Below are 11,908 nucleotides of genomic sequence, written 5' to 3'. Positions count from 1 at the left end.
CTCCTTGGGGGATTATATTAAAGGGTAATACCCTTTGTTAACTGTTTTGCTGCACCTTCATCTGTAATTAGAATTGAAGTGTGCCCTTGTTTAATTACAGCTTGTATTGCCTTTGCCTTTGAAGAACCTCCAGCGACTGCAACAACGTGAGATACATGTTGTAAATCCTCAAGTTGCATACCAACTGTTCTTACTTTATGGACAACATTTCCTTGTTCATTAAAGTAGTAACCGAAAGCTTCGCCTACTGCTTCGCTTGCTTGAATCTTTAACCAATCTGCTTCTGAAGTATTTCTGCGACGTGCCATTGTTAACGCATCACCTATTCCATGAATGACGATATTGGAAGATCGAATCAACTCAAGAACTTCTTTCACGGAAGGCTCTGTCACAATAGACGCATATGCTTCGCTACTAACATGGTCTGGAACATACAATAAGCGATAATTACTCATCGTATTTTGCGCCATCTTGGCACAAATGGTATTGGCTTCTAATTCGACACCTTCTCCAATTCCACCACGTGCTGGGACAAATAGCATATGTAAATCTTTGCAATCAAGCTGCATCATGTCCGCAGCAGCAGCTAGCGTAGTTCCTCCAGCCACAGCAACGATATTATTCACTGTCAGACGGTCTTTTATACAAGTCACACAAGCACGGCCCATCTCCAGTTTGACCCAAGGTGATTCATCACTATCACCAGGGACAACGAAAACTTCATCCAAGTCTAATGTTTCCTTAAGTTGCTTTTCTAAAACCTTTAACCCGGAAATTTCTTTCATAAAGTCTTCCAAAGCAAGAACTAAAGCTGTTCCTTCTTCTGTCAATGTCATTCCAGAAGAAGCGACGTGAACTAAGTTTTGTTCTTTCAAAACTTGAACTTCACTTCGCAATACTCGTTCTGTCATACCGAGACTTGCTGACAAATTTCTTCTTCCAATCGGCTGCATGAGCCTAATGTATTGAAGAATTTGCATCCTCGTTTGCATAACAGGTAGCAGATCAGGTAATAATTTTTTTGTATTCTGAATCCATGAGCGCATATCTTTTCTCCTCACTACATTGGTTCATTTTTCCCGGTGGTCACTTTACGTCCCGTAGTGACATTTTGTGTCCCACATAGGTTAAAAAAATAATCCCTGCTACGTGTATTATTGTAACAGGAGATAGAAACTTATTCAACTCTTAACTGCATTCTTTATATAGTTTATTATGACACCTTTGTGAATGTTACCATATTCCACCTGTTTCCCGCCTATTTCTACAACCGGAATCATTAGGTGATATCTTTCTAAAAGGTCATTATCTTCATATATATCTATTTCCTCAATTTGAAAAGAATATTCACATTGTACTTCCTGTAAAACTTGTTTCGCCTGCACGCACAGGCCACAATCTTTTTTTGTATACAGTACAACTTCCATCTTCTTCACCTATCCGATCGTTTTTCGTAATGACGACGCTGGAATGTGCATTTGTTCTCTATACTTCGCCACTGTTCTTCGAGAAATAACGATTTCATGCTCTTCTTCTAATAATTTTGAAATCTTTTGATCTGAAAGTGGCTTTTTCTTATTCTCCGCTTCAACAAGCGTTTGAATAAATCGTTTCACACGCTTTGTAGAAACAGCTTCATCTTCAGTAGTCGAAACAGCATTACTAAAGAACGATTTCATCTCAAATAAACCGTGTGGTGTTTGCACATATTTATTTCGCGTTGCACGACTAATTGTAGATTCATGCACACCTAACTCTTCCGCTACCTCTTTTAAAGCAAGTGGCTTTAAATGTTCTGGACCTTCCCAGAAGAAATCATGTTGTTTTTCCATAATAATGGTCATCACTTGCAGAAGCGTTTGTTTTCTCTGTTTTAAACTGCGCATAATCCACTGCACATGCTGATACTTTTCTGATACGTAAGATGCTACTTCACTTTCACTATCATTCAGAAGCGCGCTATACTCAGAATGGATTTCAATTCTCGGCATATTTCTCTCATTCATTTGTAAAACGAGACGATCGCCATCTTTTTTCACCGCCATATCAGGCACAATATAAAGTGGTTTATCAGAAGAAAATGCAAGGCCTGGTTTCGGCTGTAATGACGTAATACAGTTCACCGCCGATTGCAATTCCTCATTACTACACTTCAACACTTGAACGAGCTTTCGCCAATCTTTCTTCACGAAATACGCGAAGTGATCTTCTATAACCTCTTCTGCTAATCCGTTCCGTCTTTGTAAGCGCTTCAATTGTAAGGTTAGACATTCCTGAATATTACGTGCTCCTACCCCTGCTGGCTCGAGTGATTGGACAAGCTCTACAGAGCGGTCGACTACATGAAGCGGTGCGGAAAGGAGATCAGCTAACTCTTCGTTCGTTTCTTGTAAATATCCATTTCCATCCATGTTCATAATAATGAAAGAAGCTACCTTTCGCTCTTCTTCATCTATTTTATAATACTGTATTTGATTTAATAAATGTTGCTGAATCGTTGTAGAATCCACACTGTAGATTTCCATCTGATTCTCGACTTGTTTACTGGTACTTTTACTTGCGTTAGAGCTCTTTTTCTTCTCCCTCTCAAAACCACCTAACTCAATAAGGGGATTCTCTAACGATTGCTCATACAAAAACTCCGATAATTCTTGTACATTATACTGGAGCATTGTAATCGCTTGCCTTAACTCTTGTGTCATTGCCAAACGTAAGCTTTGTTCTTGTAAAAGACTTGCCTTCAAACTAATCTCCCCCTTGTTTCTATTGTACAATAAGTTTGGTAAAAGGAGAATCCTATCACAGACACCCATTCCAAAATATTATTAATTTATATGTATTAATGAGATTTACAACTTACAACCGAAATTTGAATAATATTGAAAGAAAATAATAGCGAGCTAAAATTATTACCACATACTAATAGTAAATCTTATCACTAGATATAACAAGTAGTAATAAAAAAAGGTCTGAACTTACAAATGTAAGTTCAGACCTTTTTACGCAGATAGATTCATTATGCTTCGTTAAATATAACACCTCCCTCTTCAGCAGGCCATTACCCTTCTAATTCCATGTCGTCTAACATCATTTCAGCCGTAAAGACAATCGCTATTAAATCCTTATGGTAGTCTCCACTAGGTAAATAGTGACTAGGTCCAAAACATTCCCTATCCATCTCTTTATAGTGTAATTCCATATTTAACATGAACTTCAACATTTCATCACCTGTAATTTCACCAGAATCAGATACAGCGACGGTTCTACGTTCGTTATCCCCTAAAATACTTAAATATCCACTAATTGTACGCACCATCAATCCCCTCATACTATAAGTTTTAGATAATTTTAGTATAAACTCGTTATAGCATTAACAGAAATATCTTATAAGCCCATAACAAAAATCCCCTGTACGCGATTCACATACAAGGGGATTCCTTAGATTTACTATTCATTTTCAACACGTAACACCAACAATACATAACGCGCCCAGAGGGATTCGAACCCCCGGCAGACGTGGTACCGGAAACCACCGCTCTATCCGACTGAGCTATGGGCGCATGATTATAGAAAACACTTCATTTTCTTTTCATAATAATAGCAATAAAATCCATCTAAATCAATAAAAATATCCCCGTAATCCTTTATGCACCTTGGCTATGAGTATATTAACAAAGCACTTCCCCCTAAATTTTCCAATCATAAATTCACCCCAACTCACAAATTATAACCTTTGAATTGATATTCCAAAGGGGGCTTCATTCAATGACTGTAATTACGAAACTAAAGCAAACTGTTTCTGGATTAAAAAGTGCACAAGCTAGCTTAGAGGGATTCGCTCTTGATACGGATAACCAACAAGCAAAGCAACTTTTCCAAACAGCTGCAGAGCAAACGCAAACGATTATCGATTCTTTAAATCCACGCGTTGAAGAAGTCCAACAAGAAGAACCACAATACTCACAGCAATAACGTATTCGTCATGCTGTGAAATAGAAAAAGGATGATATGCAGTCATCCTTTTTCTATCACATTACATATTGCAATAGAAATGGAATGATACTCATGCGAAAACTCGGCCTCATAACCGCATTATTTGCCCTTCTATTTAGCTCTTTTACCGGATGTGATAATAGTCCCTTAGATAAAAAAGTGAAAGAAGAAGCAAAACGAACAGAGAAAGAGAAAGGTCCCAAATTAACAAAGACGAGTACGGAATCATTTAATCAATCTATATCACAAGGAGCCAAGAAAAGGGCTCTCGCTATGGATGAAATTATAAAAAGCACAGCAGTGAATTCAAATTTAGATCTCTACATAGCAGTTACACCGGAGCACCACGAAAGGTTTGGATTAAAACCTTTACGTAAGAAGCTTCAAAAGCAGCTAAGTGATGAACATCCTACTTTCGATGTTCGTGTAAGTACAGATAAAAAAATCTTTATGTTACTCGAAAAGCTTGAAAGAAAGATTAAGGAAAAAAAAGTATCTAAAGATGAAATTAATGAGCAATTAAAACTCATCGGAAAAAAAATGGAGTCTAACACTTAACGCTTTTTAAAAGAAAAGGAAGGATCGCAATGTCTAGTAAAGATAAGAACTTAACCCCTGTACAACAGGAGTATAAAAAATTCGAGCAAGAGCGAGAACCGAAGCGCCCCGTCTTGAAAAATTGTATAAAAGCCTTTTTCGTCGGTGGTTTTATTTGCTTCATCGGACAACTCATTTCTACGTTTTATATCACATATTTTGATTTCACTGAGCGTTCCGCAGGAAATCCAACAGTCGCAACTCTTATTTTCATCTCCATGTTGCTAACTGGATTCGGTATATATGACCGCTTTGGGCAGTTTGCTGGAGCAGGCACAGCTGTACCCGTTACTGGATTCGGTAACTCTGTTATTGCCGCATGTATCGAACACCGAACTGAAGGGTTCGTACTCGGTGTTGGAGGAAATATGTTTAAATTAGCCGGTTCTGTTATTTTATTTGGTGTATTTTCAGCTTTCGTCATCGCACTTATTAAAACGATTCTCGTTCAATGGGGAGGGCTATAAATGTTACAAGGACACCGAACGTGGGTATTTGAAAATAAACCCGTTATTATTTCGACAGGAGTCGTTGGTGGACCGTTCGAAGCAAAAGGAAACATTCCAGAAGACTTCGATATCCTTCATGAAGATTTATGGCTCGGCCAGGATTCCTATGAAAAAGCCCATAAAATTTTGTTCGAAGAAGCTTGTAGCCGCGCTACTGAAAAAGCCAAGCTTCGTAAAGACGATATTCAATTTGTACTTGCAGGAGATTTAATTAATCAAATCACTCCAACAAGCTTTGCCTGTCGTACACTCGGAACACCATATCTCGGATTATTCGGAGCATGTTCTACTTCAATGGAAGGATTAGCACTCGGGGCAAGCATTGTAAATGCAAAAGGCGCAAAATATTTATTAACTGGGGCATCCAGTCATAATGCCGCTGTAGAAAAACAATTCCGGTATCCAACTGAATACGGCGGTCAAAAACCTCCTACCGCACAATGGACAGTAACTGGAGCTGGCGCAGCTATTTTAAGCGACACTGGACATGGTCCTACAGTAACATCTGCAACAATCGGACGAGTGATTGATATGGGATTAACAGATCCTTTTAATATGGGTGGTGCGATGGCCCCGGCGGCCGTCGATACGATTGAAGCCCATTTACGCGAACGACAAATTGACGCCTCTTATTACGACTTAATCGTAACAGGTGACCTTGGACATGTCGGTCGCGAAATTGCCTACGACCTACTACATAAACACGGAACAAAAGTAACAAGTGAACAATTCCAAGATTGCGGAATCATTATTTACAGAGACGGACAACCAGTCATAGCTGGGGCGAGTGGACCAGGATGTTCCGCAACAGTCGTGTACGGTCATTTATTAAACCGAATGAAAAGAGGAGAGTTCAAAAAAATACTTGTCGTTGCGACAGGCGCTTTACTATCTCCACTTACATTCCAACAAGAAGAAACGATTCCGTGTATCGCTCACGCCGTTTCGATTGAATTTGGAGGTGCAACGCAATGATTTTTTTCTGGGCTTTCGTCATTGGTGGACTCATATGTGTAATCGGACAACTTATGTTTGATGTCGGCAAATTAACACCCGCTCATACAATGGCAACACTTGTTGTTGTCGGCGCTATACTGGACGGATTCAACCTGTATGAACCATTAATTGATTTTGCTGGAGCCGGGGCAACTGTACCTATTACAAGCTTCGGTAATGCCCTCGTTCACGGCGCAATGGAAGAAGCTGCAAAACATGGCATCGTCGGCGTCATCACCGGTATGTTTAAAGTAACGAGCGCCGGTGTATCAGCAGCTATTATTTTCGGCTTCATTGGTGCATTGCTATTCAAACCGAAAGGATAAGGTGTTCGTATGACAGTTATCGCTAGCGTTAAAACCTGCCTCGCTAGTGTAAGGGGCGCTCAAGCAAGTTTAAGCTCTCTTTCACTAAACTCACAGGACGCGGAATCAAAATGTGTATTTCATGAATGCATGTTAGAAATGGACAGCATCATCGCTGATTTACAGAATAGAGTTTCAGTATTAGAACGTGAAGAACCTCAATATAAAGGGTTTTAAGTAGACTGGAGGAAATGACTATGTCTCACCTGCCGGAATGGACACTTGTCATTCTTCGCTCTGTATTCATATTAATTATTTTATTCGCTATTACAAAATGGTTAGGGAAAAGACAAATCTCTCAGCTCTCCTTTTTTGAATACATAGCCGGAATGACAATCGGTGACATCGCTGCCCAAGTATCTACAGGGCTCGATTCAAAATTTTTCCACGGCGTCTTTGCGATACTCATTTTCGCTGTGGTACCTTTTTTAACAGGAATCCTCTCTTTAAAAAACAAAACAGCTCGAGATTTTTTTGAAGGGAAATCTACCGTACTAATAAAAGACGGAAAGATACTCGAAGACAACTTAAAGAAAGAAAAATATACAAGTGACGAATTACTGGAACTTCTTCGCGGAAAAAATGCTTTCAGCGTAGCTGAAGTCGAATTTGCTGTCTTAGAACCGAGCGGAGAATTAAATGTACTATTAAAGAAAGATTCTCAGCCACTTACAGCAAAAGACATCGGCTTAAAAGTACCAAATGAAAAAGAACCACAAACTGTTATTATGGATGGAAATGTCTTAGATGAACCTTTATCCTCAAGCGGGCATAACCGTGCTTGGTTACATTCTGAACTAGAAAAGCTCGGTGTTGTTATTGAAAATGTCTTTCTCGGTCAAGTGGATTCATATGGGCAACTTACTATCGACATTTATAATGACAAACTACAAATGCCTTCTCCTCAAAACAAGCCTTTATTATTAGCATCTTTAAAAAAATGTCATGCTGATCTTGAACTATTTTCCCTAGAAACAAAGTCGAAATCAGCTAGCGAAATGTACAGTAAAAACGCGAAACACATCGAAAAGATTTTAAATAAAGTAACCTATCTTTTAAAAGAATAGATATCGAAAGAACGCTGTAGTAAAAAGGCGTTCTTTTCTTTTTTTCTATAGTTTTTATAACGTTTAAATTTATGTAATTCGGTTATGATGTTGAAGATACATAAGCAGGGAATTTCAAAAACATAGCGAATATTTCATGGTACAACTACATATTTTTTTGATTTAAAGTGGTTTCGTTTGACCTTTATTGACCATAATTGTATTATAAGACTAAGAAAGCTTTAGAAGGAGGAAATAACAGATGAATTTAATTCCTACAGTAATTGAACAAACAAATCGTGGAGAACGCGCTTACGATATTTATTCTCGACTATTAAAAGACCGCATCATTATGCTTGGTAGTGCAATTGATGACAACGTAGCTAACTCAATCGTTTCCCAGCTTTTATTCTTGGAATCTCAAGATCCTGAAAAAGATATTCACATCTACATCAACAGCCCTGGTGGTTCTATCACAGCAGGTATGGCAATTTACGATACAATGCAGTTTATTAAACCACAAGTATCAACAATCTGTATCGGTATGGCTGCATCTATGGGTGCATTCTTACTTGCAGCAGGTGAAAAAGGAAAACGTTATGCACTTCCAAACAGTGAAGTAATGATTCACCAACCACTTGGCGGAGCACAAGGTCAAGCGACTGAAATCGAAATCGCTGCAAAACGTATCCTATTCTTACGTGAAAAACTAAACCAAATTCTTGCTGACCGCACAGGTCAACCACTTGAAGTACTACAACGCGACACAGACCGCGACAACTTCATGACAGCAGAAAAAGCTTTAGAATACGGTTTAATCGATAAGATCTTTACAAATCGTTAATAGATTTAAAGCGGAAGCGGCTCGTTTAGAACAGGAGGAAGTTGGAACCCCTGATTCCGAGGCGCTTTTTTGCCTCGAATGAAGGGGTGAAACGACCGACTGTTCTAGCCGCCGGAGCTGGATAGATTTAAAGCGGAAGCGCCCTATAATAGGGCGCTTTTTTTATAGTGGGGTTTCCGCAATCACATACCCCACCTAGTATCCCCCTGAATATATCAGCGATTTTTCAAATATATCGACCGTAACTCCAATTATATCGGCGATTATTTCAATATATCGACGATTCGACACAACTTATCGACTTACCGACAATCCTCGACAAGTACACGCCCCCTACATCCCCTCCCCCACACCCTAACAAAACAAAAAAGCTATCGCATATGCGCGATAGCTTCTTATTGTACATATGCAGCTAACGCTTCTAAGGCTTCTTCTGCATCTGAACCTTCTGTTGTAATTGTTATCATGCTACCAGTTCCAATTGCTAAACTCATAATCCCCATTATGCTCTTTGCATTCACTGTCTTTCCATCTTTCTCGATGAAGATATCCGCATGAAAGCGATTGGCTTCTTGTACAAACAACGCAGCCGGACGTGCTTGTAAACCGTTTTTTAATGAAACCTGAACTCTTTTTTGAACCACAGCTCCATTTCCCCTTTACCCTCTTATTTTTTTGCTACCGTTTCCCCCGCGCGTAATTTCTCTGCAATCTCATCGATTTTACGCAAACGATGATTAATACCCGATTTACTAATTTTCCCCCCGGATACCATCTCGCCTAACTCTTTCAATGTTACATCTTGATAATCTCTTCTTAATTGTGCAATTTCTCGCAGTTTATCTGGTAATATATCAAGACCAACTGTCTCATCAATATAGCGGATATTTTCAATCTGCCTTAGCGCTGCACCAATTGTTTTATTTAAATTGGCTGTTTCGCAGTTCACCAAACGATTTACTGAATTACGCATATCGCGAACGATTCGAATGTCTTCAAATCTTAAAAGTGCATTATGAGCGCCTATAATATTTAAAAACTCCGTAATCTTTTCTGCTTCTTTCAAATACGTAATGTAACCTTTTCTTCTTTCCAACGTCTTACTATTTAAATCAAATCCGTTCATCAGTTCACATATAGCATCATTATGTTCCTTATATAACGAAAAGACTTCTAAATGATAAGATGATGTTTCTGGGTTATTTACTGAACCACCTGCTAAAAATGCACCGCGTAAATACGATCGTTTACAACATTTCTTCTCAATCAATTCTTGTGATATATCTCGGATAAATGAAAAGTCGTCTCGAACAATATGAAGATCAGCTAATATTTCGCGAGACTTCTCAACAAGCCGCACAATATATACATTATTTTTCTTCAATCGCATTTTTTTACGAACAAGTAATTCTACCGTCACGTCATATCCTTTTTTCAAAAGTGTATAAATCCTTCTTGCAATTGCCGCATTCTCCGTTTGAATATCGATAGATAGACGACGATTTGAAAAAGAAAGCGATCCGTTCATTCGAAGTAACGCTGATAATTCTGCTTTCTCACAGCATTCCTTCATCTCAAGATTCGTCAACTCTTTCTTTGTTTCTGATGCAAATGACACAGTCAACACCTCCTTATACGATTACTTTGGAACAAAAATCTTGTCCTATATGAAATGATGAGCGTTACCTCAAACGAGGCAACGCACATCTACAACAGTGAATATAAAATAGAAGCTAGTTTTAATGTATCGTGCCTTACAACACGATCATCATACTTCGCTAATTGATCTTGAATGACATCAATATTGCTCTCTGTAAAACGCTCTTCATCTACTACAACTGGTGCCGACATTTCTTCCTCATATAACTCACGTAATTCACAAGGAATATCACGGTTATTTACAATTGCAGTATCGATAAATGGTTTACCTAAATGATCATGTAACGCCTGCACATGGTCAAACGCAGTATATCCCATCGTTTCACCAGCTTGCGTCATAACATTACACACATATACCTTCTTCGCTTTTGCAGCAAGAACAGCGTCCCCGATTTTGTTAACAACTAAATTCGGTAATATACTCGTATACAAACTTCCTGGACCAAAAACAAGTAAATCAGCTCGTTTAATCTCAGCCAACGTTTCATGTAACGGCTCTACATCTTCTGGAGTTAAAAAGACGCGGTTAATCTTCTTTCCGTAATAAGGAATCTTTGATTCACCTGTTACAATTTCTCCATCTTCTAGTTCCGCATGAAGTACCGCACTTTGGTTCGCTGCTGGTAACACACGCCCTCTGACATTTAACACTTTACTCGTTTCCGTAATCGCATGGAAAAAGTCTCCTGTAATCGAGGTCATACCCGCCAATAATAAATTTCCTAACGCATGACCTTTCAGCCCGTCTCCCGTTGTGAAACGATGCTGAAATAAAGCTTCCACCAGCGGCTCTACATCTGATAACGCAACAAGTACGTTACGAATGTCACCTGGGGGTGGAATTTCGAGCTCATCACGTAATCTGCCTGAACTGCCACCATCATCAGCGATTGTAACAACTGCTGTAATATCAACTGGATATTGTTTTAATCCTCGTAATAAAACAGAGAGTCCTGTACCGCCTCCCATGATAACAATTTTAGGTTTTCTCTCTTTTTTCATCCCTTAATGGCCCTTTCTCTTCTCCACATCACGATGAGATACATGAACGCTATACTCTGGTTTCAAATGTTTCCCAAGGTATTCTGTAAGCGTAACAGAACGATGCTGTCCACCTGTACATCCAATTGCAATTACAAGTTGACTCTTGCCTTCTCTTTTATAATGAGGCAGCATGAAAGTAATAAGATCCGTCAACTTCTCTAAAAACTTATGTGTCTCATTAAATTTCAGCACATACGATGAAACTTCCTCATCTAGTCCTGTTAATGGCTTCATATGTGGAATGTAATATGGATTTGGTAAAAAACGAACATCAAATACTAAATCTGCATCAATTGGAATACCGTACTTAAATCCAAATGACATAACATTTACACGAAATGCTTGCTCAGTTTCAGTTGAAAACAGATGAACAATTTTTTCACGTAATTCTTTCGGTTTTAAATCCGATGTATCAAGCACAATATTCGCTCGTGCCTTCATATCAGTTAATAAGCTGCGCTCCATTTCGATTCCCTTTAACGGTAAACCAGTTGGTGCAAGTGGATGCGAACGTCTCGTTTCTTTATAACGAGTGACAAGCGTGCCATCTTTCGCATCTAAGAATAAAATATGAGGAATAATCCATGTACGTTCTGATAAATCATCAAGTGCTCCCCATAAATGTTCGAAAAACTCTCGGCCACGTAAATCAACGCCAAGTGCCACTTTATTCATTTTCCCTTTTGAATCCGCCATAAGCTCAATAAACTTTGGCAATAACATCGGTGGTAAATTATCTACACAGAAATATCCTAAATCTTCAAAACTTTGTAAAGCTACTGTCTTTCCAGCTCCAGACATTCCTGTAATAATTACCATTTTTATATCATTATTCTCTGTCATCGTATCCTCTCC

16 protein-coding genes and 1 tRNA gene are annotated in these 11,908 nt (G+C 38.8%); 8 read left to right on the top strand and 9 right to left on the bottom strand.

The window, feature by feature from the left end:
* Positions 1 to 17: 17 nt before the first annotated feature.
* The 5 genes from cggR to ACXVYO_RS02450 all read right to left on the bottom strand — a co-directional run bounded on the left by cggR (position 18) and on the right by ACXVYO_RS02450 (position 3,560).
* Positions 18 to 1,046 carry a gapA transcriptional regulator CggR gene (gene cggR, locus ACXVYO_RS02470; RefSeq protein ID WP_001258189.1) on the bottom strand — a complete coding sequence of 343 codons (1,029 nt, stop codon included), beginning with the start codon at positions 1,044 to 1,046 and terminating at the stop codon, positions 18 to 20.
* A 135-nt stretch (positions 1,047 to 1,181) separates the two neighbouring features.
* Positions 1,182 to 1,427, bottom strand: coding sequence for a glutaredoxin family protein (locus ACXVYO_RS02465; protein ID WP_073517083.1), 246 nt, complete (start codon positions 1,425 to 1,427; stop codon positions 1,182 to 1,184).
* A 9-nt stretch (positions 1,428 to 1,436) separates the two neighbouring features.
* Positions 1,437 to 2,744 (bottom strand): RNA polymerase factor sigma-54, encoded by a 1,308-nt coding sequence (gene rpoN / locus ACXVYO_RS02460; protein ID WP_458465936.1) that lies wholly within the window; start codon positions 2,742 to 2,744, stop codon positions 1,437 to 1,439.
* Positions 2,745 to 3,058: 314 nt separating this feature from the next.
* Positions 3,059 to 3,313, bottom strand: a complete 255-nt coding sequence (locus ACXVYO_RS02455; RefSeq protein WP_458465935.1) for a hypothetical protein — start codon at positions 3,311 to 3,313, stop codon at positions 3,059 to 3,061.
* A gap of 171 nt (positions 3,314 to 3,484) precedes the next feature.
* Positions 3,485 to 3,560, bottom strand: a tRNA-Arg gene (locus tag ACXVYO_RS02450).
* A gap of 205 nt (positions 3,561 to 3,765) precedes the next feature.
* Between ACXVYO_RS02450 and ACXVYO_RS02445 the strand changes: the two genes are divergently transcribed.
* The 8 genes from ACXVYO_RS02445 (at position 3,766) to clpP (ending at position 8,350) form a co-directional block, all read left to right on the top strand.
* Positions 3,766 to 3,972: a DUF1657 domain-containing protein gene (locus tag ACXVYO_RS02445; protein WP_000216160.1), complete on the top strand. Its 207-nt coding sequence runs from the start codon at positions 3,766 to 3,768 to the stop codon at positions 3,970 to 3,972.
* Between the two features lie 93 nt (positions 3,973 to 4,065).
* A complete protein-coding gene (locus ACXVYO_RS02440) occupies positions 4,066 to 4,551 on the top strand; it encodes a YhcN/YlaJ family sporulation lipoprotein (RefSeq protein ID WP_458465934.1) in 486 nt (161 codons plus the stop codon).
* A gap of 29 nt (positions 4,552 to 4,580) precedes the next feature.
* Positions 4,581 to 5,057, top strand: coding sequence for a stage V sporulation protein AC (spoVAC, locus tag ACXVYO_RS02435; protein WP_000095399.1), 477 nt, complete (start codon positions 4,581 to 4,583; stop codon positions 5,055 to 5,057).
* The gene (gene spoVAD / locus ACXVYO_RS02430; protein ID WP_458465933.1) at positions 5,058 to 6,074 is read left to right on the top strand and encodes a stage V sporulation protein AD; all 1,017 of its coding nucleotides are present in this window, start codon (positions 5,058 to 5,060) and stop codon (positions 6,072 to 6,074) included.
* Positions 6,071 to 6,421: a stage V sporulation protein AE gene (spoVAE, locus tag ACXVYO_RS02425; RefSeq protein WP_000575922.1), complete on the top strand. Its 351-nt coding sequence runs from the start codon at positions 6,071 to 6,073 to the stop codon at positions 6,419 to 6,421. Before spoVAD ends, spoVAE begins: the two co-directional genes overlap by 4 nt.
* Before the next feature lie 9 nt (positions 6,422 to 6,430).
* Positions 6,431 to 6,637: a DUF1657 domain-containing protein gene (locus ACXVYO_RS02420; RefSeq protein ID WP_458465932.1), complete on the top strand. Its 207-nt coding sequence runs from the start codon at positions 6,431 to 6,433 to the stop codon at positions 6,635 to 6,637.
* 20 nt (positions 6,638 to 6,657) lie between these two features.
* Positions 6,658 to 7,527 carry a DUF421 domain-containing protein gene (locus tag ACXVYO_RS02415; RefSeq protein ID WP_098585090.1) on the top strand — a complete coding sequence of 290 codons (870 nt, stop codon included), beginning with the start codon at positions 6,658 to 6,660 and terminating at the stop codon, positions 7,525 to 7,527.
* Positions 7,528 to 7,768: 241 nt separating this feature from the next.
* Complete coding sequence (gene clpP / locus ACXVYO_RS02410) at positions 7,769 to 8,350, top strand: ATP-dependent Clp endopeptidase proteolytic subunit ClpP (protein ID WP_001049162.1); 582 nt, start codon at positions 7,769 to 7,771, stop codon at positions 8,348 to 8,350.
* Between the two features lie 395 nt (positions 8,351 to 8,745).
* Here the strand turns inward: clpP and ACXVYO_RS02405 are convergent, their stop codons facing one another.
* The 4 genes from ACXVYO_RS02405 to rapZ form a co-directional block, all read right to left on the bottom strand.
* Positions 8,746 to 8,994, bottom strand: coding sequence for an HPr family phosphocarrier protein (locus ACXVYO_RS02405; protein WP_000250307.1), 249 nt, complete (start codon positions 8,992 to 8,994; stop codon positions 8,746 to 8,748).
* A 23-nt stretch (positions 8,995 to 9,017) separates the two neighbouring features.
* Positions 9,018 to 9,968 carry a DNA-binding protein WhiA gene (gene whiA, locus ACXVYO_RS02400; RefSeq protein WP_458465931.1) on the bottom strand — a complete coding sequence of 317 codons (951 nt, stop codon included), beginning with the start codon at positions 9,966 to 9,968 and terminating at the stop codon, positions 9,018 to 9,020.
* An 89-nt stretch (positions 9,969 to 10,057) separates the two neighbouring features.
* On the bottom strand, positions 10,058 to 11,011 hold the full coding sequence (locus ACXVYO_RS02395) for a gluconeogenesis factor YvcK family protein (protein ID WP_097816973.1): 954 nt from the start codon (positions 11,009 to 11,011) through the stop codon (positions 10,058 to 10,060).
* A gap of 3 nt (positions 11,012 to 11,014) precedes the next feature.
* Positions 11,015 to 11,896 carry an RNase adapter RapZ gene (gene rapZ / locus ACXVYO_RS02390; RefSeq protein WP_000138462.1) on the bottom strand — a complete coding sequence of 294 codons (882 nt, stop codon included), beginning with the start codon at positions 11,894 to 11,896 and terminating at the stop codon, positions 11,015 to 11,017.
* Between the last annotated feature and the right edge of the window lie 12 nt (positions 11,897 to 11,908).

The sequence above is a fragment of the Bacillus sp. BC08 genome (assembly GCF_054326875.1).
This window is presented reverse-complemented; position numbering and strand designations above follow the sequence as displayed.